We start from the raw sequence: 23,330 nt of genomic DNA on the forward strand, positions 1-23,330 counted from the left end.
CACCGCCGGCCGCGCCCGCACCGCCGGCACCGCCGGCCGCGCCCGCACCGCCGGCACCGCCGGCCGCGCCCGCACCGCCGGCACCGCCGGCCAGGTCGGCGGTGACGACGACGTCGTCCCAGTTGCGCACCGGGCGGCGGCCGCCACCCGGTGCCGGCCGGTCGGTGAACAGCGTGGTGGCCTCCGCGCCGACCGCGGTGGGCTCGCCGGCCAGCCAGCGCACCAGGTCCAGCGCGTGCGGGCCGAGGTCGCTGAGCACGCCGTACGGGTACTCGTCGGCGTCGTACCGCCAGGTCCACTCACCGGTGGCGTCGCCGGCCATCACGCTGGCGGTCTGGTAGCGCAGGTGCCGGACCCGGCCGACCGCACCCTCGTCCAGCAGCCGCCGGGCCGTCATCAGCGCCGGATCCCACCGACGGGTGAAGCCGACCATCGTCGGCACGCCGGCGCACGCGTCCAGCATCCGCGCGCTCTCGGCGGCGGTGCGCGCCAGCGGCTTCTCGCAGAACACCGCCAGGCCACGCTTGGCGGCGGCGACGACCGCACCGGCGTGCGCCGAGGGCGGCGCCGTGATGAGCACCCCGTCCAGCGGCTGCGCGTCGAGCATCGCGTCGACGTCGCCGTACCCGGCCGGTACGTCGAGGTCCCGGGCGGCGGCCCGGGCTCGGTCCTCGTCCCGTCCGCACAGCGCCGGCACCTGCGCGCCGGCGCGGCGCAGTGCCGGCAGCAGGTAGTGCCGGCACCACCAGCCGTGCCCCACCAGGCCGATGCGCGGGCCGGCGCTCATTTGTTGCCGGCCGGCTGCACCTGCCGGTCCAGGTAGTCCTGGGCGCTCTGCAGCGCACCGAGGTTCCGGCCGCCGCGGACCTCGCTGACGTGGTCCTTCGCTTCCTGCACGGTCCAGCCGCGCTTGGCCACCATCGCCGGCTTGAGCACCTCCGTGGTGCACGACGTGGTCAGCACCCCGTCGGGCCGCTGCTCGAACCGGGTGTACCCGAACAGCGCCTGGTCCAGCGGCGGGAGCCCGCCGATCTGGCGCCACATGATCTTGTCGTTCGGGAAGCAGACCCGGGCCTGCCGGGTGACGTGCACCGCGCCGCTCGGCACGGTGACCTCCATCTCCACCAGCTGCCGGTCCGGCTCGTCCTCGCGGACGTCGGTGCGCAGGCAGTGCGGGATCCGCGCGGGCCATTGCCGCGCGTCGTAGAAGTAGTCGTAGACGTCTTCCAGCCGGCCCTTGATGAGCAGCGACACCTGGTAGGTGATCTCCAGGTCGAGGATCTCGTCGCGCTGCTCGGCGACCTGCCTGAGCCGGTCGAGCTGGGTGGTGATGCCCTGCTCCATACGGGCGGCGACCGCTGCGGCGGCGGCCGGGTCCGCGGTGCCGAACTCGTGACGCAGCTCGACGGTGGTACGCGCGTCCCCGTCCGGGGTGAAGCGCCACCGCCCGGTGGTGAACGTCACCGGCGGGCGCGGGTCGACGTGCTCGAAGGTGATCGTGCCGCCGGCCCGGTCGAGGGTGCGCCGGGCCCGCCAGCCGCGGATCACCTCGCCGTCCAGCGTCCACCGGTCGATCACGTCGGTGTCCGCGCCGGTGTCCGCGCCGCGCTCGGCGGACTCGGCGTGCACCACCCCGGGGAAGAACCGGGTGCTCTGGTCGACGTCGGCGACCAGGTCGAAGACCGTGCCGGCGGGCGCCTCCACGGTGACGGTGTGCGCGACGACGGTCGAATGGTTGCCCACCGCACGCCTCCTCTCCTGTCGTTGGTCAGGTCGTGTCTGGTGGTCAGGTGGGTCGGGCCGGCCGGCGCAGCAGGGCGTCGACGGCGGACTCGACCCGGCGCGCGGTGAAGTCGGTGCCCCGGGCGGCCACGTAGCCGTCCGGCCGTACGAGGATCCAGCAGCCGGGGCCGGCGTTCAGGTCGGCGGCGAGCCGTCCGGCCGGGTCGGCGAGCGGGCCGGGGTGCGGACCCTCCGGCAGCGGATCGCGGGTGACCGTGCGCACCGACAGCCACTCCTTGTCCGTGTCGGCCAGTTCCTGCGCGCCGTCGCGGCCGCCGAACACCAGCAGTGTCCACTGTGGATCGCGCAGCTCGTCGAGGAGCGCCTGCCAGGCGGGGTCGGCGGCGCGGGCGGCGTCGACCCGGCTCAGCCGCTCCCCCGGCTTCGGCGCCGGCCCACGCGCCGGCAGCACGACGCCGTCCGGGTAGTCCAGCGCCAGCCCCGACATGCCCGCCATGATCTTGCGCTGGATGCGGCCCTTCAGCGGCGGGATCCGGCGCACGATGCCCAGCGCCACCGGCAGCACCCGCACCGCGACCGGGTTGGAGAGCTGGATCAGCGCGGTCGCCACGCGGGTGGACGCCAGCAGCCGGGCGCCGATCGGCACGCGCTCGCCGGTGTAGGAGTCCAGCAGGGCCGCGTCGGCCTGGCCGTGCACCACCATGGCGAGCTTCCACGCGAGGTTGTAGGCGTCCTGGACGCCGGTGTTCATGCCCTGGCCGGACGCGGGGCTGTGCACGTGCGCCGCGTCGCCGGCGACCATGCAGCGGCCGGCGCGCATGCGCTCGATCATCCGTTGCTGGATCGTGAACACCGACACCCAGGACGGCGTCCGCACGGTCGCCGGCCGGCCGACGCCCTCGCTGATCTTCGCGGCGAACCGCGCCGCCACCTGCTCCAGGTCGTCCTCACCGGTGAAGCCGACGTCGACCGTGTCGAGCAGGCGCCACTTGCGGCGGTCCGGGAACGGCACCATCATCACCGAGCCCCGGCTGGTGCGCAGCAGGTGGATGCTGTTGCGCGGCAGGCCCGCCTCGACGAGCGCGTCGGCGATCAGCCAGGTCTGGCTGGAGTCTCCGGTCAGCCGCAGGTCGAGCAGCTTGCGCACGGTGCTGTGGCCGCCGTCGCAGCCCACCAGCCAGTCCGCGGCCGCCTCCTCCGTGCCGCCGTCCGGGTGGCGCAGGGTGGCGGTCACGGCACGGTCGTCGTGCCGCAGCGACTCCAGCCGCACGCCCCATTCCGGGGTGACGCCGAAGCCGGCGGTCGCGGTACGCAGCACCTCCTCGGTGATGACCTGGTCGACCATCAGCGTGAACGGGAACCGCGTCGGCAACCGCGAGTAGTCGGTGTCCCAGCGGACCAACCGCCGGCCGTTCTGGTGCAGGGTGAAGTGGGTGACCCGTTGACCGCGCGGCAGCAGGTCGTCGAGGCGCCCCATCTGGTCGTAGGTCTCCAGCGTCCGGGGGTGGGTGGCCAGCGCCCGGCTGGTGGTCGCCGGGCCGTCCGCGGCGTCGACCAGCCGCACCCGCACCCCCCGCCGGCACAGTTCGTGCGCCAGCGTCAGCCCGGCCGGGCCCGCGCCGACCACCAGCACGTGCGCCTGATCCGTCACGACGGCCTCCTCACCGGGGTCCGGTCCACCACCTCGGGAAGCCTGACCACCCGGCCTCGTGCACCGCTCGAGCGGTGCCGGAATCGCCGAAGACGTCCTATGCTCGCCCTACTCCTCGCGGTTGAACTGCCGGGCGCCGACGACGAGCATGCCGGCGCCCATCACCGCGACGATCGCCAGCTCCAGCGCGACCGGCACGTGCCAGCCGAACCAGCTGACCCCCGGGTTGAACGCCGCCGCCGCTTCGGGGCTGACGTCCAGGTATCCGAAGACCGCGTCGCGCATGGGGTCCACCGCGTAGGTCAACGGGTTGAGCCGGGTCAGCAGTTGCAGCCAGCTGGGCAGCCCACCGAGCGGGAACAGCGCGCCGGACAGGAAGAACAGCGGCATCAGGAACAGCTGCGAGACGGCCATGAACGTGGGGCCGCCCTTGGTGAGGGTGGCCATCATGACGCCGAGCGCGGTCAGCGAGAACGACAGCAGCAGCAGTTCGGCGACGAGCGTCAGGATCAGCACCGGGTGGTAGGGCACGCCGACCAGGCCGGCAAACCCGATCACCACGATGCCCTGCGAGGTGGCGATGGTGGCGCCGCTGAGGCACTTGCCGAGCACGATGGCACCGCGGCGCACCGGCGCGACGAGCATCTCCCGCAGGAAGCCGAACTCGCGGTCGAAGACGATGGAGCCAGCGGAGAACATGCCGGTGTACAGCACGGTCATGACGAGCATGCCGGAGAACATGAACTGGCGGAAGTCGATGCCCGACACGGCGTCGGAGATGATCGGCGTCAGGCCAGCACCGAACACCAGCAGGTACAGCAGCGGGCTGAGCAGCGAGGCGGCGATGCGGCTGCGCTCGTGCAGGAACCGGATGATGTCCCGCTGCCAAACGATCCTGATGGCGCGCAGGTCGGCCACGATGCTTCGCTCCGGCACCCGGACCGCCGCCAGCGCGGTCGCCGGCCTCGTCGTGGTCATGCGCCTCACCTCCCCGCTTCGGCGTCGCGGATCGTCGCTCCGGTGTAGGACAGGTACACGTCGTCGAGGGACGGTCGCGACACGCTCACGGCGCGGATCCGCACGCCCAGTTCGCCGAACAGCCGGGGCACGAACTCCTCGCCGTTCTCGACGGCGAAGGTCAGCGTCCCCTCGTGTACGCCCGGCGTGATGCCGAACCTGGCGTGCAGCGCCGCCGCGGCGGCCCCGTCGTCGGCGGTGTGTATCTGCACCCGGTCCTTGCCGACGCTGGCTTTCAGCACCTCCGGGGTGTCCAGCGCGATGATCCGGCCGGCGTCGATGATCGCGATCCGGTCGCAGATCTCCGCCTCGTCCATGTAGTGGGTGGTGAGGAAGACCGTGATCTGCTCGGCCCGCCGGAGGTCCTGGAGGTACTCCCAGACCGACTTGCGGGTCTGCGGGTCGAGCCCGACGGTCGGCTCGTCGAGGAACAGCACCCGGGGCGAGTGCATCAGGCCGCGGGCGATCTCCAGCCGGCGGCGCATGCCACCGGAGAACGTCTCCACCCGCGCCTTGCGCCGCTCCCACAGCCCCACCATGTCCAGCACCTGGCGCAGCCGGTCGGGCACCGTCGCCCGCGGCATCCCGTACAGCTCCGCGTGGAAGCGCAGGTTCTGCTCGGCGGTGAGGAACAGGTCCAGGGTCGGCTGCTGGAACACCAGGCCGATGTTGCGCCGCACCTGGTCGCGCGCGTGCCGCACGTCGTGTCCGGCCACGGTGGCGGTGCCGCCGGTGGGCCGGGCCAGGGTGCACAGGATCTTGATCGTGGTGGACTTGCCGGCGCCGTTGGGGCCGAGGAAGCCGAACAGCTCGCCGGCGCCCACCTGGAAGTCGATCCCACCGACCGCGGTGACCTCGCCGTACCGCTTGACCAGACCCTCGACCGAGATTGCGGACATCCGATCCTCCAGCCATTGGCAATGGCAACGATAGTAGGTTGCATCAATTGGCGAGAACAACCATCGGTTGCCCCTATAATTTTCGGATGAGCGGCACCACCCCCTCCGAGGTGCGGCCGGCCGGCATCCTCGGCCTGTCGACCTTCCTCATCCACAAGCTCGGCGCCGAGCTGCGCCGGCGGGTCGCCGAGGAGCTGGTGGGCATGGGCCTCGGCCCCCGCCACCACCGGGCGCTGCTGTTCCTGGCCACGCGGGGTCCGGCCGCGCAGAAGGACATCAGCCTCGCCACCGACCTGGACCCCAGCAACGTCGTCGGCGTCATCGACGACCTCGACCGGCAGGGCCTCGTGGTGCGCCGCCGGGACACCACCGACCGGCGGCGCAACGTCATCGAGATCACCGACACCGGCCGGGTGGTGCTGGCGCAGGGCGACGAGGCGGTCGGCCGGGTCGAGGAGGCCGCCCTGCGCGCGCTCGAACCGGCCGAGCGCGACCAGCTCTACGGCTTCCTGTACCGGATGGTCGTCTCGCTCGACCTGATAAAGCCCGCGCCGAACCGCGTCAAGGAGGGCTAGAGCGAATCTCGAGGCGCCGCTCCTACCGTCCGGCAGGCCAGCGCCCGGTGTGCGCGGCCGGAGGGAGCGGGCATGCGCGTACTGTTCACGGTTTCGGACTGGTCGGCCCACTACTACCCGATGGTGCCGTTGGGCTGGGCGATCCAGGCCGCCGGTCACGAACTGCGGGTCGCCTGCGGGCCCGGGCAGGCGGAGCGGATCGGCCACGCCGGCCTGCCGCCGCTGCCGGTCCTGCGCGGGCGCGACCCGATCTTCCTGCACCGCTTCGGCCAGCTGGAGGCCGTGCACCGCGGCACCTGGCCACACGCCGAGCTGCCGCCCCACCCGGAGACCGGCCGGCCCATGCGCGGGCTCGCCGAACTCGGCGACCTCGGCTCCTACCTGGACGCGACCAAGGGCGCGATGGTCGCCGAACTCACCGCGAACCTCGACGAGCTGGTCGACCTGGTCACCGACTGGGGCCCGGACCTGGTGGTGCACGACCTGACCAGCCTGCACGGCGTGGTCGCCGCGGCCGCCACCAACACACCGGGCGCGGTGCACCTGTGGGGGCCCGTCGGCACGGCCGAGCCGCCCGAACTGGACTTCGTGCCCACCGACCGGGCCGGGCTGCTGCGCCGGTACGGCGTCGTCGACCCCGTCGCCGACCTGATCGACTACGTGATCGACCCGTGCCCGGCGGCGCTCGCGCCACCGACGAACGCCACCCGGCTGGCCGTGCGCTACCTGCCGTACACCGGCGCCGGCGCGCTGCCGGACTGGCTGGCGACGCCGCCCGAACGCCCGCGGGTGTGCCTGTTCTGGGGCAGCTCGCTGCGCGTCACCGCCGGCCCGGACTCGTTCCTCGTGCCGGACCTGATCCGCGCGTTCGACGGTCTCGACATCGAGCTGGTGGTGCTCCTCGGCGCCGACGACACCGCCGCGCTCGGCGAACCGCCCGCCGGCGTGCGCCTGCCCGGGCACACGCCGCTGCCGCTGGTGCTGCCGACCTGTGCCGCGGTCGTGCACCACGGCGGCGACAGCTGCCTGATGCCCGCGCTGCACGCCGGCCTGCCGCAGCTGTCGGTGCCGGTGGCCACCGAGCAGCAGGCCACCGGACGGCGGTTGGCCGCCACCGGCGCCGGCCTGTGTGCCGACGGGCGCCGCTTCGACCCGGCCGCCGTCCGGGACCAGCTCGTCGCGCTGCTGCGCGACCCCTCGTACCGCGATCGCGCCGTCGAGCTGCGCCGGCAGCTCGACGAGCGACCCACCCCGGCCCAGCTGGTGCCGGTCCTGGAGACCCTGGCCGCGGCCGGCTGCCCCGACCGGCGCCGTCCCGCCGCCGCGACCGTCTGACCACCGCACCACCCGTCCACCACCCGCGAGCCCTGGGGAGCCCCGGCCATGAAACTGATGTACTTCGCCCTGAATCCGGTCGGCGCCGGAGAGGTGGTCATCGCCCTGAACCTCGTCGATCAGCTGGCTCCGGCGGGGATCACCGGGCATTTCGTGGTGACACCCAGCTCGGAGACGATGATCAAGGAGAGCGGGCTGCCGTACACGGTGGTCGACCAGGCGATGGGCCCGGCCGTGCGGGACGTCATCGACCACGCCGTCCGCGAGGCCCGGCCGGACGCCCTCGTGCTGGCCGACTACTTCACCTACTGGGCCCGGCTGGACAAGCAGCACGGCATCGACCCGTGGTTCATCGAGGAATACGGCCTGCCGATCCTGCCGATCGACACCTGGGAGTGGGAGTCGACCTCGTTCCGGATCGACCTGACCAGCGACGTGGCGCCGCCGGTCAGCCGGAAGATCCTGGAGATGCCCGCGCACCTGCGTCCGGTGCCGCTGGGCCGGCCCGATGCCGGCGACAGCCGCTACGGCCTGCCCTACCGGCTGGCCACCCGGACCGACCGGGTCAGCGACGCGACCCGCCGGGAGGTGTTCGACTCGCTCGGCCTCGGCGCCGGCGACCGGCTGCTGCTCGTGCCGTCGTCGGCGTGGCAGCAGCACCCGGTCGGCCACTTCGGCGAGCTGTTCCGCAAGGTCGCCCAGCAGGTGCCCGAACTGCTCGCGCACTACCTGCGCCAGCTGCCGGAGAGCACCCACTTCGTGCTGGTCGGCGACGTCGCCCCGCCCATGCACGCGCTGCCGGCCGGCCGCACCCACGTGCTACCGCCGTGCCCGCCCGCCCGGTACTCCAACCTGCTCGGCTCGGCCGACGCCGTGCTGACGCTCAGCCACCCGGCGATGACGATGGTCCGCGCCGTGCTCGCCGACGTGCCCGGCATGGTGCTGACCAACGGGTTCGGCGTCAACGGCGGGGCCGACGTCGACCGGGTGGACGCGGCCGTCGGCGGCCTCACGCCGGCCGTCCGGGACTGGCTGACCGGCATCGGCCGGCTCTACCCGTTCCGGATGTGGCCCATGTCGTTCCACACGTTCATGGCGCCGCTGCTCGCCGACAACCCGTACCTGGACGCGGTGTCCACAGTGGAGCTGCTCGACGAGCGGGCCGTCGTGTCCGGGCTGAGCGACCTGCTGTCCGACGGGCCCACCAGGGAGCGGGCCGCCGCGGGGCGGGCCGCGTACCGGCGGGCCGTCGACGCGCTGCCGGACACCCGCGAGGTCTTCGCCACCGCCGCTGCCCGCTCGGGCCTGCGGGTCTAGGGATCCGGTCGGGAGACGCGCATGAGACTGCTGCACTTCGCACCGCAGGCCCAGTCCAGCGGGGAGACGTTCATCGGCGTCAGCCTCGCCGACCAGCTGCGTGCCGCCGGCATGAGGAACCACTTCGTGGTGACCCCCGGCGCCGTGCCGGCGACGGCGCGGTCCGGCCACCCGTACACGGTGATGGATCCGACGACGCCGGTGCGCGAGCTGGTCGACGGGGTCGTCCGCGAGTTCCGTCCGGACGCCGTCGTCACCGGCGACTACCTCAGCTACTGGACCGCCATGCACCGGATGTTCCGGGTCGACCCGTGGTTCCTGGACGGTTACCACCTGCCGGTGCTCCCGATCGACCTGACCGAGTGGGAGGACACCGGTTTCGCCATCGACATCGCGGGCGCCCCCGGGCCGGTACCGGTGGACCGGCACATCCTCGACATGGCCGCCTACCTGCGGCCGGTTCCGATCGCCCACCTGCACAGCGGCTCGACCGGCCGCGCCTACCCCTACCGGCTCCAGGAGCCGGAGCCGCCGGTGTACGCCACCACCCGCGACGCGGTGCTCGACCGGCTCGGGCTGAAGCGCACCGACCGGCTGCTGATGGTCCCGGTCTCCGCGTGGCAGCGGCCCAGCCGCGGCGGACCCGAACGCACCAGCTCCATGGTCGACCGGTTGGCCCGCGCCGTGCCCGAGCTGCTGGTGCACTACCTGCGGCAGCTTCCGGCACACGTGCGCCTGCTCACCGTCGGGCCGGTGCCCGACGCGTTCGCCGCGCTGCCGGCCGACCGCGTGCGCGCCCTGCCGCCCTGCCCGGCCGACGAGTTCCGCACCCTGCTCGGCAGCGTCGACGCGGTGCTGACGCTGTGCCTGCCCGCGGTCTCGGCCATCCGTGCCGTGCTGATGGACGTGCCGGTCGTAGCGCTGTCCAACCGGTTCCGGATCACGGGCGCCGGGGACATCGCCGCGCTGGAGGCCGAGCTCGGCCCGCCGACGCCGGCCGTGCGGGCCTGGCTGGCCGAGCATCTCCCGGTGGACCCGTTCCGCATGTGGCCGAAGGGCCTGCACACGATCCTGGAGCCGATCCTCACCGACAACCCGTACCTGTCGGCGATCGCGCCCTGCGAGCTGTTCGACGAGCCCGGCACGGTGACGACGCTGACCTGCGCGCTGACCGACGCGGGCACCCGGGACCGGCTCGCCGCACACCGCGCCCGGTACCTCGCCGCGATTCGCGAGCTGCCCCCGACCGCGCGGGTGCTCACCGCCGCGGTCCAGCGGGCCGGCGCGCGGGTCACCTGACCGCGGAGGAAAACCTTGTCGCACACCGTCTCCGGCCCGCCGGTCACCCTGCGGGACCGGTTCGGCGCGCTGCCGCACCGGTCGCAACGGCTGCTGATCGGGGCCACCCTCGTGGTGGCGTGCCTCAGCCTGCTCGACGCCACCGTCATCGGCACCGCAATCCCGCGCATCGTCGCGCAGCTCGGCGGCGACCCGCGGTCGTTCAGCTGGGTGGTGACCGGGTTCCTGCTCACCTCCACCGTCTCCATGCCGCTTTACGGCCGGTACTCCGACATCCACGGCCGCCGGCCCGTCATGCTGCTCGCGTTGACCGTGTTCCTCGCCGGGTCGGTGCTGTGCGCGACGGCCACCTCGATGACCGCGCTCGCCGCGTTCCGCGCGCTGCAGGGCGTCGGCGCCGGCGGGCTGATGACCGTCGGCATGGCGCTGATGTTCGACGCCTTCCCGTGGACGAGCCTGGCCCGGCTCCAGACGGCGATGGGCACGATGATGGCGGCCGCCTTCATCGGCGGCCCGTACCTGGGCGGGCTGCTCACCGACCTGGCCGGGTGGCGCTCGGTGTTCCTGGTGAACCTGGCGGTCGGTGTTCCGGCGATGGTGGTGATCGCCGCGCTGCTGCCCGGTCACCGGGACCCGGACCGGCCGACCGGCCGACCGGACCTGGCCGGGATGCTGCTGCTGGTCGCCGGCCTGACGCTGCTGCTGTTCGGGCTGACCGTCAAGGGCCAGCCGGATCCGGCCGGGCGGCTGCCCGCCTGGTCGGACCCGGCCGTCGCCGGCTGCCTCGCCGCGGCGGCGCTGCTGCTGGCGACGTTCCTGGTGGTGGAGACGCGGGCCGGTGTGCCGATCCTGCCCCTCGCCGCGTTCCGCCGCCGCACCTACTCCGCGGCGCTGGTGGCCGGCCTGTTCTTCTCCGTGGCCATGTTCCCGGCCGCGTTGATGCTGCCCCTGTACTTCCAGAGCGCCCGCGGCACGTCGGCGTCGATGTCCGGAATCCTGATGCTGCCGCTCCTGGTGGGCCTGGTCGTCAGCAACCGGGTCTGCGCGCCGCTGGTGTGGCGACCGGGCTGGGCGCGGCGCACCGTGCTGGCCGGTGCGGTGCTGCTGGGCGCCGGCACCGTGCCGCTCGCCTTCACCGACGCGGACTCTCCACTGTGGACACTGGGGGTCTGCTCGGCGCTGCTCGGTCTCGGCGTCGGCCCGTCCATGGCCGGTACCGCGATCATCGCGCAGAACTCGGCACCACCCGACGCGGTGGGCACCGCGATGTCGAGCAGCAACCTGCTCAAGGCCGTCGGGCAGGTGGCCGGGCTGGCCGTCGCGCAGACGATCCTCGCGCATGTGCTGAGCGTCTCCGGCCCGCAGGCGCTGGCGCGGGCGGTCACCACGGCCATCGTCTGGGTGGGCGGGGTGGGTGCGCTGGGCACGTTGATCAGCGCGCTGCTCATCGAGAACCTGCCCATGCGGCGGACCGGACCACCCGGCCCCGGCGGCGGTGGCCCCGGCGGCGGTGGCCCCGGCGGCGGCCCCGGCGGGCCTGGACGCGGTCCGGTGCCGCGCCGGCCGACATGATCGCGGGGCCCCGGTGTACCGGAGTGCCGCTCCAGCCGGCGTCGAACCGCCGTTGAGCGGCCACCGGCAGGCTCGACCACGGTGTGACGATCCCGCAGCGGGGCCGGCGCGCGGACCCGGCCCGAGGAGAAGGAGCAACCATGCCAGAACCCCCCGGCGGACTCACCCGCGCCCGCCTGCTGGAGATGATGACCGCCTACAAGGCGACGTACCTGCTGCGCGCCGCGGTGCGGCTGCGGGTCTTCGACGCGCTGGCCGGTGGCCCCGCCGATCCGGACACGGTCGCGGCCATCCTGCGCACCGACCCCCGCGGCACGCGGGTGCTGCTGCGCGCGCTGGCCGCGGCCGGCCTGCTGCACGTCGACGGTGAGGAGTTCCGGCTGCCGCCCGGTGCGGACGAGCTGCTGGTCACCGGCAGCCCGCAGTACAGCGGCGGGGTGACCGAGGTCGCCGCGAGCCGGTGGGAGTGGGACGCGATGGCCGACCTGGACGACATCGTCCGCCACGGCGGCACCCGCCTCGACGTCAACGCGGAGACACCCGGCTTCCCCTACTGGGTCGACTTCGCCACCCACCAGACCTTCGCGACCGTGCCCGGCGCCCGATTCGTCGCCGACCTGCTCGCCGACTGGGCGGCGGACCGGGACCCGCTGCGCATCCTCGACGTCGGCTGCGGGTCGGCGACCTTCGGCGGCACCCTCGCGGCCCGCCACCCGCACGCCCGGTTGACCGGCCTGGACTGGCCGAGCGTGCTGGAGGTCGCCGGCAAGTCGCTGGGCGCCCTCGGCGTGGCCGACCGGTTCACCCCGCTGCCCGGCGACGTCTTCACCGCCGACCTGACCGGCCCGTACGACGTGGTGATCCTGGCGAACGTCATGATGCTGTTCGACGCCGCCCGCGGCACCGCCCTGCTGCGCCGGCTGCGCGCGCACATGCGGCCCGGCGGCCGGGCCGTGATCGTCGGCTTCACCACCGGGGACGCCGCGCCCGTCCAGGACTACCACGCGCACATGCTGGAGTTGCTGATGCTGGCCCTCACCGAGGGCGGCGAACTGCACTCGACCACCGCGTACCGCAAGATGCTCGCGTCCAGCGGCTTCGCCGAGCCGACGGTGCACACGAGCCAGGGCCTTCCCCTGCGGTTCGTCGAGGGGACAGCGGCATGAGCGGTACGCCGGACACCGACGTCGTCGTGGCGGGCGGCGGCCCGGTCGGCCTGCAGCTCGCGTACGAGCTGGGCCTGGCCGGCGTCCGCGTGACCGTGCTGGAACGCGAGCCGGACCGGCCGCCGCACGCCCGCGCTTGGGGCCTACACGCCCGGACGGTGGAGACGCTCGACCGTCGCGGGCTGCTCGACGGCGTGCTCGACGAGCGCGCCCGCTGGCCGAAGATGCCGTTCGCCGGCCTGTGGCCGCTGCTCGACCTCACCGCCCTGCGCAGCGACCACCCGTACCTGGCGAACCTGCCGCAGAGCACGCTGGAGGAGCTGCTCGAAGACCGGGTCCGCGGCCAGGGCACCGAGGTCCGCCGGGGCCACGAGCTCGTCGGGCTGGCCGACGACGGCGACGGCGTCACCGTCACCGTGCGGGCCGGCGGCGGCGCGTACCGGCTGCGCGGCCGGTTCCTGGTCGGCTGCGACGGCGGCCGCAGCACCGTCCGCGGGCTCGCCGGCATCGACTTCCCGGGCACCGACCCGACCGTCGCCGCGATGCTCTGCGACTGCACGCTGCCGACCATGGCGGACGAACGCCGCGGCATCACCCGCACGGAGACCGGCACGGTGAACATCAACCCGCGGCCGACCGGCGTGGTCCGCGTCGTGGTGACGGAGTACCACCGCACCCACGCCGACCGCGACGCCCCGGTCGACGTCGACGAGTTCCGGGCCTCCGTGCGCCGGGTGCTCGGCCGCGACCTGGCCATCACCGAACCCCGCTGGCTCACCCGGTTCTCCGACACGACCCGCCAGGCCGACCGGTACCGCCAGGGCCGGGTCCTGCTCGCCGGCGACGCCGCGCACGTCCACTTCCCGTACGGCGGGCTGGGCCTGAACCTGGGCCTGCAGGACGCGGTCAACCTGGGCTGGAAGCTGGCCGCCGCGGTGGCCGGCTGGGCGCCGGCCGGCCTGCTCGACAGCTACCAGGCCGAACGGCATCCGGTCGCCGCGTGGACGCTGGAGCACAGCCGCGCCCAGCTCGCCCTGTTCAAGCCCGACCCGGACGTGACCGCGCTGCGCGCCCTGTTCGCCGACCTGCTCGCCCTGCCCGACCTGAACCGGCACCTGGCCGAGCTGATCACCGGCGTCGCCACCCGCTACCCGCTCGGCGGCGAGGACCCGCACCACCCGGCCGTCGGCGGGTTCGCACCGGACCTGCGGGTGAAGACCATCGACGGCCCGACCGGGCTGGCCCGGCTGATGCGCACCGGGCGCGGCCTGCTGCTGGACATGACCGGCGGATCGGCCTTCATCGGTGCCTCGGCCGCCTGGTCCGGCCGCGTCGACGTGATACCGGCGCTGCCGGACCAGCCCCCGCCGTACGGGGCCGTACTGGTACGGCCGGACGGTTACGTCGCGTGGGCGGCCCCGCCGGTCGCCGACGTCACCAACGGCCGGGACGCGGCCGCTCTCCGCACCGCGCTGGTCACCTGGTTCGGCCCGCCCGCGAGCGGCTGAGCCGATCCGTCGCCCGCCCCGGAACGGTCGTCCGCTCCGGGGCGGGATCACGTGTGCAGGTCAGCGCCCGACCGGCCCGGTCAGCGCCGGACGGGCAGCCGGGGGCCGGCGACGCGGTCGGCGGTGAACAGCTCGGTGAGCCGGCGCGACTCGTCGGCGGGAAGGCGCACGCGCAGGGCGGCGAGGTTCTCGGCCAGGCGGTCCCGGCTACGGGTGCCGGGGATCGGCACCACGTCGTCGCCACGGGCGAGCAGCCAGGCCAGGGCCAGCTGCGCGGGGGTCAGCCCGCGCGCCAGGGCCATCAGCTCCAGCTCGTCGACCAGCTCGCGGTTGCGCGCGAAGTTGGTGCCCTGGAACCGGGGATGGTTGCGGCGCATGTCGCGCTCCCCGAGCTCGCCCGGGTACCGCAGGACCCCGGTGAGCATCCCCTTGCCCAGGGGCGTGTGCGCCACGAAGCCGATGCCCAGCTCCCGCACGGTGGGCAGGATCGCCGCTTCGGCGTGCCGCTCCCACAGCGAGTACTCGGTCTCCAGCGCCGACACCGGGTGCACGGAGTGCGCCGCGCGCACCTGGTCCGGGGTGGCCTCGGAGAGCCCGATGTGACCCACCTTGCCGGCCTGGACCAGCTCCGCCAGCGCGCCGACGCTGTCGGCGACCGGAACGGCCGGGTCGACGCGGCCGAGGTAGTACAGGTCGATGTGGTCGACGCCGAGGCGGCGCAGCGAGGCGTGGCAGGCGTCGCGCAACGACACCGGCCGGCCGTCGACGACGGACGGCGGGCCACCGGGGCGGGCCGTGCGCACCCCGCCCCGGGTGGCGATGACCACCTCGTCGCGCCGGCCGGCGACCGCGCGGCCGACCAGTTCCTCGTTGCGGCCGTCGCCGTAGAAGTCGGCGGTGTCGACCAGCGTCACGCCCAGGTCGATCGCGTGCCGGACGACGTCTACGGCGTCGGCCTCGGAGACCGGCCCGTAGCCGCCGCTGAGGCCCAGGCAGCCCAGGCCGAGGGCGGACACGCGTGGGCCGGCGTCGCCGAGCCGGCGGCCGGGCAGGTCGGGCGGGTCCACGGGGTTCATCTGGCCGCCGCCAGGCGCGTCCGCAGGTCCCGCCGCTGGATCTTGCCGGCGGCGGAGCGCGGGAGCGCGTCGACCAGTTCGACGTGCCGCAGCCGCTGGTAGTAGGGGACCTGGCCGTCGACGAACGTGGTCAGCTCGGCGACGGCCGCGGCCGGGTCGGCGTCCGGGCGCAGCACCACGAACGCGGCGGGTACGGCGCCGCTCAGCTCGTCCGGCAGGTCCACGACCACGCACTCGGCGACCCACGGGTGGGCGGCGACCACCCGTTCCACCTCCGACGGTGAGACTAGGTAGTTGTCGCACTTGAACGTGTCCTTGAGCCGGTCGACGAGGAACAGGTACCCGTCCTCGTCCTGGTAGCCGACGTCGCCGGTGGACAGCCAGCCGTCGGCGTCGATACCGGTCGGCTGCGCCGGGTCCAGGTATCCGAGCATGACCTGCGGCCCGCGCACCTGGATCTCACCCCGCTCGCCGGTGCCGACCGGTGAACCGGTGTCGACGCTCACCACCCGGCAGTCGGTGTCGGTGACCGGCGGACCGACCGAGCCGACGCGGGGAGCGTCCGGGCCGTCGGAGTGCGTCAGCGGTGAGGTTTCGGCCAGCCCGTAGCCCTGCACCGTCGGCACGCCGAAGTGGTCCGCGAGGCGCCGGGCCACCGGCGGGGCCAGCGCCGACCCGCCGGACAGGATCAGCCTCAGCGCCGGCGCGGCCACCGTCGCCAGCCGGGGGTCGGCGGCCAGCCTGGCCAGCCGCATCGGGATCGTGTAATAGTGCGTGGCGCCGCTGGTCGCCGCCAGTTCTACGGCCGCGACCGGGTCGGGCGTGGCCGGCAGGACCTGGGTCGCGCCGGCGTACACCGCCGAGTTCAGGTGCATCAGGTGGTACTTCGGGAGATGGTTCAGCACGACCGCGGACGGGTCGAGCCGGTGCGCCGCGGCCACCTGGGCCGCGTTGACGGTCAGGTTGCGGCGGCTGAGCAGCACTCCCTTGGCCGGTCCGGTGGTGCCGCTGGTGAACAGCACGCACGCGGGTGCGTCCGGGTCGGCCGGCGGCCCGTCCTCCGACGAGGTCAGTTCGTACGCGGCCACCAGGTCGTCGAGCGTGCGGATGTCGTTGGCCCCGCCGACCGGGCCGGGACCGAGCAGCACCGCCTCACGCAGCGCGGGGAGCCGGTCCCGGACCTCGTCGAGCCGGGCGTTCAGCTCGGCGGTGACGAACGCCAGCCGGACCCCGGCGGTCCCGAACAGGTGGACCAGCTCAGCGGCGCTGTGCAGCGGGTTCACCGGCGCCGCCAGGTACCCGGCGCGCAGCGTCCCGTAGAAGGCGACGGCGAAGTCGGGGTGCAGGGGCGCGGCGACCGCGACGGCGGCCGGCTCGCCCGGCTCGTCCGGTGGCGGGCCGAGCAGTGCGCGGACCGCCTTGGCGCAGGCGGAGGCGGCGGCGTCCAGTTCCGCGAACGTGATCTCGCCGTACCAGGCCCGGATCGCCACCCGGTCGCCGTACCGGGCGGCGGCCTCGGACAGCAGCGCGTCCAGCCGGTGGGCCGGGGCGTCGACGCGGATGTCAGCCATCCCGGCGCTCCTCCGCGTACGCCTTCGCCGCGCGCAGCGTGGTCAGGCTGTTCGTGCTCAACGCGGCGCGGACCTTGGCGGCGGCCTCGTCGACCGTGGCGTCCGGGCCGAGCACCGCCGGCACGGCCGTCGGGTCGATCCGCACGACGTGCCGGGACGAGGCGACGACCACCTCCGGGCCGCCGGTCAGCCGCCACTCGCCGGTGTGCACGCCCAGCAGGGCCGGCAGCTCGGTCTGCTTGTAGACGATCCGGCCCGCCGGCCAGCAGATCCGCACCGACCGGGTCGTGTGCGTGGACCCGTCGGGGGAGCCGGTGTCCATCTCCAGCGTCTGCACGCCCGGCGTCTCCTCGGTCAGCGCCACCCGGGCCACGTGCGGCAGCCGCTCGGGCCAGGCGTCGGCGCGGTACAGGAACTCGTACACGTCCGCGACCGAGCCCTTCACCTCCACCGAGTCGGTGAAGTCCAGCGCCTGCCCGGCGGGGGCGGTCGCGGCCCGAGCCAGCGCGGCGAGTTCGCTGGTGCTGTTGCGGTCCACCGCCCGGTCGATCCAGTCGAGGCCGGCCGGGTCGTCGTCGACGGCGCGGTAGTCGTGCGTCAGCGTCACGTGCGTGCGGTCCCCGTCCAGCGGCCGCAGGATCCACTCGCCGGACATCGCGGCCACCGGCGCGGCCGGAACCTCCTGCCGGAACGACACGCGCCGCCGGTCCGGATCCAGGACCCGCCGCGAGTGCCAGGACTTCACCTCGCCGTTCGCGAGCGCCCAGATGCGGATCCGCTCGTCCCGCCCGACCAGCTCGACGCGTTCGGCGTGCAGGGTCGGCGGGAACGCGTACGGCCACCGCCCCACGTCGGCCACGATGTCGTACACGACGTCGGCGGGCGCCTCGATGGTCACCTCGTGACCGGTGTGCCGCTGCGACACGGATCCCTCCTCAGTAGTTGCCCAACCCGCCGCAGACGTTCAGCGCCTGCGCGGTGACCGGTGCGGCGGCGTCGGAGACCAGGTAGCCGACCATCGCCGCGACCTCGTCCGGCGCCGAGTAGCGACCGAGCGGGATCTTCGCCTCGAAGCGGCGCAGCACGTCCTCCTCGGAGATCCCCCAGTGCGCCGCGTACCCCTGGCGGACCCGCTGCGCCATCCCTGTCTCGACGTACCCCGGGCAGACCGCGTTCACGGTCACCCCGGTCTTGGCCAGTTCCAGGCCGAGTGCCTTGGTGAAGCCGACGACGCCATGCTTGGACGCCGAGTACGGCGCGCCCAGCACCACGCCCTGCTTCCCGCCCGTGGACGCGATCGAGATGATCCGGCCGTGGCCGCGGTCGACCATGCCGCCCCGCCGCAGGACCTCGCGGGTCACCAGGAAAACGCCGTTCAGGTTGGTGTCGATGACGTCGAACCAGAGCTCGTCGGTGATGTCCGCGGTGACCCCGCCGCCGCTGCGGCCGGCGTTGTTCACCAGTACGTCGACGCGGCCGTACCGGTCCAACGCGGCGTCCACGAGCCGTCCGACGTCGGCGCCGTCGCGCACGTCGCAGCGGGTGCCGTCGACCGGCAGCCCCTGCTCGCCGAGCGTCTTCACGGTGGTGCCGACGTTCTCCTCCGACCGGGCGCACAGGAACACCGCCATGCCCTGCCTGGCCAGCAGCGCGGTGACCGCGAGCCCGATACCACTGGTGCCGCCGGTGACGAGCGCCACCCGCCGTTCCTCGGTCACGATGCCCCTCCTCCGCCGGGCGCCGCTCCGGCCCGGCCGACCCCTCCAGGCTCGGCCGGACCGCTCGAGCGGGGATCGACGGCAGCTAAAAGCGCGGGCCGGGCGGCATCTCCCGGCGCGGCAGCGCACCGTGCGCCGGGCGAGCGGGCGGCCCACCGTTGGGGTGCACCGGCGGCGCCGGCTCGGCACCGTCCACGTAGGCGGCCGCCTGCAGCGAGAACAGCCGGGCGTACTCGCCGCCGGTGCGCATCAGCTCCTCGTGACCACCGTCCTCGACCAGCCGGCCGTCGCGCAGCAGCACGATGCGGTCGGCCTGGCGGACCGTGGAGAACCGGTGCGAGATGTACAGCGCGGTCCGCCCCCGGGCCAGCTCGCGGAGCCGGGCGAACAGGTCGTGCTCGGCCTGCGCGTCAAGCGCCGAGGTCGGCTCGTCCAGCACGAGGATGGGGCTGTCGCGGATGAACGCCCGGCTCAGCGCGATCTTCTGCCACTGCCCGCCGGACAGGTTCACGCCCTGGTCGAACCAGCGGCCCAGCGGCGTGTCGTACCGGTCGGCGAGCTCGTCCACCAGCGGCGCCGCGCCGCCCCGCCGGGCCGCCTCGGCGATCCGCTCGGCGTCGGTGAGGTGGGCCAGGTCGCCCAGGCCGATGTTCTCCCCCGCCGTGGCCTGGTAGGTCACGTAGTCCTGGAAGATCCCGCCGATCGCCCGGCGCAGCGCGTCCGGGTCCAGGTCGCGCAGGTCCACGCCGTCGAGCAGGATCCGGCCCCCGGTCGGGTCGTACAGCCGGCACAAAAGCTTGAGCAGCGTCGACTTGCCGGCGCCGTTGCGGCCGACGACGGCGACGGTCTGCCCGGGTGGGATCTCGAAGCTGACGCCGGACAGGGCGGGATGGTCCGAACCGGGGTAGCTGAAGCTGACGTCGTCGAAGACGACGTGTCCGCGCAACGGCGTGGGCATGGGCCGCGGGTCGGCCGGCCGCGTGATCGTGGCGTTGGTGTTCAGCAGCCGGTACAGGCTCTCCAGGTACAGGTTGTTCTCGTACATCCCCGACACGCCGGTGAAGAGGCCCTGCACGGAGGTCTGCACGCTGGTCGCCGCGGCGGTGTACAGGGCCAGGTCGCCGAGGGTCAGCTCGCCGGCGACCGCGCGCAGCGCGATGTACAGGTAGATCAGCGAGCTGACGAGGGTGCTGATCAGCCCCCAGACGACGCCGCGGAAGTTACGGCCGACGGTCAACCGCCGCTGCCGGTCGTAGTAGACGTCGGCCAGCATGCGGTACCGGTCGACGAAGTAGCCGCCGACGCCGAACAGCTTCACCTCCTTGGCATAGGTGTCGGTGGTGACCAGCGAGGACAGGTACTCCATCCGCCGGGCGATCGGCGAGAACCACAGCATCAGCGTGAACCCGCGGGTGCTGTACCGGAACTCCGAGACGAACGCGGGAATCGGCGCGAGCAGCGCGGCGACGGTCAGCAGCGGGTTGATCGCCGCGAGCAGGGCCACCATGGTCGCGAACGTGATCGACGTCTGCACCAGCCCGAACGCGCCGTTGATCATGCTGACCGGTCGCATCGGCGCCTCCTCCCGCGCCTGCCGCAGCAGGTCGTAGGAGGTGGAGCCCTCGAAGAACGCGAGGTCCAGCCGGTTGGCGTGCTCCATGATCTGCACCCGGATGGTCCGGGTCACCCGCTCCTGCAGGAGTTGCCGGCTGGTGTTGGCCACCGCGTTGCTGAGCGCCGTGAACGCCAGCACGCCGAACTGGATCGCCGCCACGGCAACGATCTTCTGGGTCGGCGTCATCGGCGGGCCGGGCGGCAGGCCCGGCAGGTCCAGCGGGCTCAGCGGCACCACCGGCGCGCCGTGCGTCCGGATCGCCTCCACCACGGCGTCCATCAACAGCTTGGCGATGTAGGCCGTGGCGGTCGGCAGCAGTCCGCCGATCAGGGTGGTGACCATCATGCCGGCGGTCAGCCAGGGCCCCGAGCGCCAGGCCAGCGCGAAGACCCGCGGCACACCGCACAGGGTGCCGGTGATCGTCTCGCGCGCCCGGCGCAGGCGGGGCCGCACGCCGTGGACCTTCGCCGGGGGTGGCGGCTCCGGGATGTCCGGCGGACCGGTCAGGCCGCTCGCCGCGACGCTGGTCCCCGCGCCCGGCCGGAACATGGAGCCCCGCGGGATCAGGTCTCCTCCGATCGGTCCAGCAGCTGCCGCAGCGCGGCCGTCAGCGCGTCCGCCGGATCGGCGGGTGGCCGGCCGACGCGCCAGGCGACGAAGCCGTCCGGCCGGACGAGGACGGCGCCGTCGGGCGCCACGCCGTACCGCCGCGGCCACCGTGCGGCCTGGTCGACCAGGTCGCCGTCCGGTGCCACCCGGTAGGCGGTGACGGGGACGCCGAGCCGGTCGCCCGCCACGGTCGCCGCGGCCCGCCACGGCTCGCCGTCGGAGCCGGTGAGCAGGACGAAACCGCGCCCGAACACGTCGAGCAGCGAGATCGGCTTGCCGGCGCGGTCCACCCACAGGTGCGGTGCCCGGCTGCCCGGGTGCCCGTCGAGATCGGCCTCCGGATCCGCCAGCGAGGGCAGCTCCCGGTGCGGGCCCGGCACCGCCGCCGAGGCGTACTGGTAGCCGACCGACACCACCACCGGGTCGGCCATGCCCAGCCGCTCCCGCTCCGGGCCGGCGGTCGCCATGTCCCAGTGCAGCTTGGGGTTGCGCATGCACAGCAGCGCCTGGTCGACGGTGAACCGGGCGACCGGCAACCGCTCCGCCTCGTAGCTGTCCAGCAGGCCCGGCCCGGCCTGCCCGCGCAGCGCCAGGGCCAGCTTCCAGGCCAGGTTGTGCGCGTCCGCCATGCCGGTGTTCAGGCCGTACGCGCCGAGCGGCGGCATCACGTGCGCCGCGTCGCCGGCCAGGAACGCCCGCCCCTGCCGCATCCGGTCGGCGACGAACGCTGACGGCACCCAGGGCATCAACGCCAGCAGCTCCACGGCCTGCCCGGCCCGGCCGATCGCCGCCCGGATCAGCGCCACACACCGCTCCGGCGGGAAGTCCTCGGCCCGTTCGCCGCGGTCGGGCCGGTAGGAGATGTTGAAAACCCAGCGATCGGTGTTGTTCACCGAGACGAGCAAACCCGGCGACTCCGGGTTGCGGATCTCGCAGACCACGAACTCGTGGCCGCTGACCACGTCTCGCAGGTCGGCCCGGAACAGCGCGCTGAGCATCGCCCCGCCGAGCGGGCCGGGGCCGGTGGTGCCGATTCCGAGCCGGTCGCGCACCGGGCTGGCGGCGCCGTCGGCGGCCACCAGGTAGTCCGCGCTGACCCGTCGCCGCTGCCCCGACTCCAGGTCGACGACCGTCGCGCTCACCCCGTCGTCCGTCACCTCCACGTCGACCGCCTCGGTGCGGAACAGCACCGTCGCGCCGGCCGCGCGGGCGGCGTCGAGCAGCACCGGCTCCATCTGGTCCTGCGGGCACACGCCGGTGATCTTCTCGACCGGGCTGAACGCGGCCGTCTGCTCCGCCTCGTCGCCCGCCCGCGGCCACACCCGGGGGGCGTTCGCGAGGTCGGTGCCGGCCAGGGTGTCGACCGTCAGCTTGCCGCCGCTCAGCGCCGCCGCGCTGCCCGCCGCCAGCACCGCCTCGTCGATCTCCGCCTCGCGCAGCAGCTCCCGGGTGCGCAGCGCGAGCCCCGTGGCGCGGGGATAGATGGTGGTGCCCCGGTGCTTCTCCACGACCGTGGCCCGCACCCCGAGCCGGCCCAGGAACAGCGCGGTGAACAGGCCCACCGGCCCGCCGCCCACCACCAGGACCGGAACGTGTCCGCTCGACGACATGCTCAACTCCCCTCCGTCCAGGCCGGACGCTCCAGCAGCTCCACCACCGCGCACGACCAGGTGAACCCGGCCCCGACGCTCGCCAGCAGGCACCGCTCCCCGGGGCGCAGCCCGCCGGAGACCACCAGGTGGTCGAGGCTGGCGAACGGGTCACCGGCGCCCAGGTGCCCCACCTGCCGACTCCACGACCAGGTGGTCAACGCCTCGTCGATGCCGAACTTGTCCAGGTACCCCACCCGGAGCCGGCGCCGGCCCAGGTGCGGAAGCGCGAACCGGGCGACCTCCGGCAGCTCGGTGTCGGCGTCGGCGAGCGCCTGCTTGACCGCCTGCCGCTGGCCGGCGGAGACCCGCGCCACCGCGAACGACGTCCCGACGCCGGCGAGGAACGCCCGCTTGCACGCCTCCAGGTCGACCGTGGACCGGTGCGCGAACGGCGCCGCCGCGAACGGGTCGTCGCCGCGGTGCATGCCCTCCAGGTCCGGCGCCGACACGCTCACCAGGCTGAGCACCCGGGCGAAGCCGCCGCGCCGCGACATCACGAGCGCGGTGCCGCCGTCGCCGTAGACGGTGCCCGGGTCGCTCCGCCAGCGGTGGAAGCCGGGCGGGCAGAACCGGTCGCCGGTGGTCAGCAGCGCCGCCGACCGACCGGGATCGGCCGTCAGGTACGCCGCGGCCAGTTCCAGCGCGGCCATGCCGCCGTTGGACACCTGCCGCACCTCCATCGCCAGGCCGTGGTTGCCGACGACCGCCTGCTGCACGTAGGAGGCCGGCGCCCACAGGTCGTGGCCCTGGTGGAAGAAGCTGGCGTGCAGTATCAGGTCCACGTCGGTCGGGGCCAGGCGGGAGCGGGCCAGCGCGGCCCGTCCGGCCCGGGCCGCCATTTCGGGCGCGGGCTCGTCGTCGCCGGCCACCGCGACCGACACGCACCCGGTGCTGTCGACCAGGGCCCGGTCGCACCGGCCGGCCGCCACCTCGTCGGCCGCGGCGGCCCGCGGCGGCAGCCAGGTGGCGCAGCCGGCCACGAACAGGTCCCGGCACTTCACCGCGCC

The 23,330-nt window shown here is 74.1% G+C and carries 19 protein-coding genes; 7 read left to right on the plus strand and 12 right to left on the minus strand.

Going from position 1 to position 23,330, the window contains the following annotated elements; all coding sequences use genetic code 11:
- From Vau01_RS39510 to Vau01_RS39530, 5 genes are all read right to left on the minus strand, one after another.
- Positions 1 to 787: Gfo/Idh/MocA family protein (locus Vau01_RS39510; protein ID WP_204004662.1), on the minus strand; the 787-nt coding region annotated here is incomplete at its 3' end.
- Entirely contained in the window at positions 784 to 1,743 is a 960-nt protein-coding gene (locus Vau01_RS39515) for an aromatase/cyclase (RefSeq protein ID WP_204004664.1), read from the minus strand. The genes Vau01_RS39515 and Vau01_RS39510, both read right to left, overlap by 4 nt.
- A gap of 43 nt (positions 1,744 to 1,786) precedes the next feature.
- The gene (locus Vau01_RS39520) at positions 1,787 to 3,394 is read right to left on the minus strand and encodes an FAD-dependent oxidoreductase (RefSeq protein WP_204004666.1); all 1,608 of its coding nucleotides are present in this window, start codon (positions 3,392 to 3,394) and stop codon (positions 1,787 to 1,789) included.
- A gap of 108 nt (positions 3,395 to 3,502) precedes the next feature.
- Entirely contained in the window at positions 3,503 to 4,372 is an 870-nt protein-coding gene (locus Vau01_RS39525) for an ABC transporter permease (protein WP_204004668.1), read from the minus strand.
- A 5-nt stretch (positions 4,373 to 4,377) separates the two neighbouring features.
- On the minus strand, positions 4,378 to 5,310 hold the full coding sequence (locus Vau01_RS39530; protein WP_204004678.1) for an ABC transporter ATP-binding protein: 933 nt from the start codon (positions 5,308 to 5,310) through the stop codon (positions 4,378 to 4,380).
- Between the two features lie 86 nt (positions 5,311 to 5,396).
- Here Vau01_RS39530 and Vau01_RS39535 point away from each other — a divergent pair, with 86 nt between their 5' ends.
- The 7 genes from Vau01_RS39535 (at position 5,397) to Vau01_RS39565 (ending at position 14,082) form a co-directional block, all read left to right on the plus strand.
- The gene (locus tag Vau01_RS39535; RefSeq protein ID WP_204004681.1) at positions 5,397 to 5,885 is read left to right on the plus strand and encodes a MarR family winged helix-turn-helix transcriptional regulator; all 489 of its coding nucleotides are present in this window, start codon (positions 5,397 to 5,399) and stop codon (positions 5,883 to 5,885) included.
- Between the two features lie 72 nt (positions 5,886 to 5,957).
- Positions 5,958 to 7,220: a nucleotide disphospho-sugar-binding domain-containing protein gene (locus tag Vau01_RS39540; RefSeq protein WP_204004685.1), complete on the plus strand. Its 1,263-nt coding sequence runs from the start codon at positions 5,958 to 5,960 to the stop codon at positions 7,218 to 7,220.
- A gap of 48 nt (positions 7,221 to 7,268) precedes the next feature.
- On the plus strand, positions 7,269 to 8,537 hold the full coding sequence (locus tag Vau01_RS39545; protein ID WP_204004689.1) for a DUF6365 family protein: 1,269 nt from the start codon (positions 7,269 to 7,271) through the stop codon (positions 8,535 to 8,537).
- Between the two features lie 21 nt (positions 8,538 to 8,558).
- Positions 8,559 to 9,836: a DUF6365 family protein gene (locus Vau01_RS63870; RefSeq protein WP_239152218.1), complete on the plus strand. Its 1,278-nt coding sequence runs from the start codon at positions 8,559 to 8,561 to the stop codon at positions 9,834 to 9,836.
- Positions 9,837 to 9,851: 15 nt separating this feature from the next.
- The gene (locus Vau01_RS39555; RefSeq protein WP_204004692.1) at positions 9,852 to 11,408 is read left to right on the plus strand and encodes an MFS transporter; all 1,557 of its coding nucleotides are present in this window, start codon (positions 9,852 to 9,854) and stop codon (positions 11,406 to 11,408) included.
- A gap of 140 nt (positions 11,409 to 11,548) precedes the next feature.
- Complete coding sequence (locus Vau01_RS39560; RefSeq protein WP_204004693.1) at positions 11,549 to 12,574, plus strand: class I SAM-dependent methyltransferase; 1,026 nt, start codon at positions 11,549 to 11,551, stop codon at positions 12,572 to 12,574.
- On the plus strand, positions 12,571 to 14,082 hold the full coding sequence (locus Vau01_RS39565; RefSeq protein ID WP_204004696.1) for an FAD-dependent monooxygenase: 1,512 nt from the start codon (positions 12,571 to 12,573) through the stop codon (positions 14,080 to 14,082). The genes Vau01_RS39560 and Vau01_RS39565 overlap by 4 nt, the downstream gene beginning before the upstream one ends.
- Before the next feature lie 80 nt (positions 14,083 to 14,162).
- Here Vau01_RS39565 and Vau01_RS39570 read toward each other — a convergent pair whose 3' ends face one another.
- From Vau01_RS39570 to Vau01_RS39600, 7 genes are all read right to left on the minus strand, one after another.
- Positions 14,163 to 15,158 (minus strand): aldo/keto reductase, encoded by a 996-nt coding sequence (locus tag Vau01_RS39570; protein WP_239152219.1) that lies wholly within the window; start codon positions 15,156 to 15,158, stop codon positions 14,163 to 14,165.
- Positions 15,155 to 16,729: a class I adenylate-forming enzyme family protein gene (locus Vau01_RS39575; protein ID WP_204004699.1), complete on the minus strand. Its 1,575-nt coding sequence runs from the start codon at positions 16,727 to 16,729 to the stop codon at positions 15,155 to 15,157. The genes Vau01_RS39570 and Vau01_RS39575 overlap by 4 nt, the downstream gene beginning before the upstream one ends.
- On the minus strand, positions 16,722 to 17,654 hold the full coding sequence (locus Vau01_RS39580; RefSeq protein ID WP_204004701.1) for an aromatase/cyclase: 933 nt from the start codon (positions 17,652 to 17,654) through the stop codon (positions 16,722 to 16,724). The genes Vau01_RS39575 and Vau01_RS39580 overlap by 8 nt, the downstream gene beginning before the upstream one ends.
- A gap of 10 nt (positions 17,655 to 17,664) precedes the next feature.
- Positions 17,665 to 18,450: an SDR family NAD(P)-dependent oxidoreductase gene (locus Vau01_RS39585; RefSeq protein ID WP_204004728.1), complete on the minus strand. Its 786-nt coding sequence runs from the start codon at positions 18,448 to 18,450 to the stop codon at positions 17,665 to 17,667.
- Positions 18,451 to 18,532: 82 nt separating this feature from the next.
- The gene (locus Vau01_RS39590; RefSeq protein WP_204004704.1) at positions 18,533 to 20,611 is read right to left on the minus strand and encodes an ABC transporter ATP-binding protein; all 2,079 of its coding nucleotides are present in this window, start codon (positions 20,609 to 20,611) and stop codon (positions 18,533 to 18,535) included.
- A 14-nt stretch (positions 20,612 to 20,625) separates the two neighbouring features.
- Complete coding sequence (locus Vau01_RS39595; protein ID WP_204004707.1) at positions 20,626 to 22,281, minus strand: FAD-dependent monooxygenase; 1,656 nt, start codon at positions 22,279 to 22,281, stop codon at positions 20,626 to 20,628.
- Positions 22,282 to 22,283: 2 nt separating this feature from the next.
- Entirely contained in the window at positions 22,284 to 23,324 is a 1,041-nt protein-coding gene (locus Vau01_RS39600) for a ketoacyl-ACP synthase III family protein (RefSeq protein WP_204004710.1), read from the minus strand.
- Between the last annotated feature and the right edge of the window lie 6 nt (positions 23,325 to 23,330).

The organism is Virgisporangium aurantiacum (assembly GCF_016863635.1).
GTDB lineage: Bacteria > Actinomycetota > Actinomycetes > Mycobacteriales > Micromonosporaceae > Virgisporangium > Virgisporangium aurantiacum.

What these genes read in the sequence shown, in the direction of transcription:
- Vau01_RS39525 (WP_204004668.1), bottom strand. Translation starts at nt 4,372, where the DNA reads ATGACCACGACGAGGCCGGCGACCGCGCTGGCGGCGGTCCGGGTGCCG.
- Vau01_RS39530 (WP_204004678.1), bottom strand. Translation starts at nt 5,310, where the DNA reads ATGTCCGCAATCTCGGTCGAGGGTCTGGTCAAGCGGTACGGCGAGGTC.
- Vau01_RS39535 (WP_204004681.1), top strand. Translation starts at nt 5,397, where the DNA reads ATGAGCGGCACCACCCCCTCCGAGGTGCGGCCGGCCGGCATCCTCGGC.
- Vau01_RS39540 (WP_204004685.1), top strand. Translation starts at nt 5,958, where the DNA reads ATGCGCGTACTGTTCACGGTTTCGGACTGGTCGGCCCACTACTACCCG.
- Vau01_RS39545 (WP_204004689.1), top strand. Translation starts at nt 7,269, where the DNA reads ATGAAACTGATGTACTTCGCCCTGAATCCGGTCGGCGCCGGAGAGGTG.
- Vau01_RS63870 (WP_239152218.1), top strand. Translation starts at nt 8,559, where the DNA reads ATGAGACTGCTGCACTTCGCACCGCAGGCCCAGTCCAGCGGGGAGACG.
- Vau01_RS39560 (WP_204004693.1), top strand. Translation starts at nt 11,549, where the DNA reads ATGCCAGAACCCCCCGGCGGACTCACCCGCGCCCGCCTGCTGGAGATG.
- Vau01_RS39565 (WP_204004696.1), top strand. Translation starts at nt 12,571, where the DNA reads ATGAGCGGTACGCCGGACACCGACGTCGTCGTGGCGGGCGGCGGCCCG.
- Vau01_RS39570 (WP_239152219.1), bottom strand. Translation starts at nt 15,158, where the DNA reads ATGAACCCCGTGGACCCGCCCGACCTGCCCGGCCGCCGGCTCGGCGAC.
- Vau01_RS39575 (WP_204004699.1), bottom strand. Translation starts at nt 16,729, where the DNA reads ATGGCTGACATCCGCGTCGACGCCCCGGCCCACCGGCTGGACGCGCTG.
- Vau01_RS39590 (WP_204004704.1), bottom strand. Translation starts at nt 20,611, where the DNA reads ATGTTCCGGCCGGGCGCGGGGACCAGCGTCGCGGCGAGCGGCCTGACC.
- Vau01_RS39595 (WP_204004707.1), bottom strand. Translation starts at nt 22,281, where the DNA reads ATGTCGTCGAGCGGACACGTTCCGGTCCTGGTGGTGGGCGGCGGGCCG.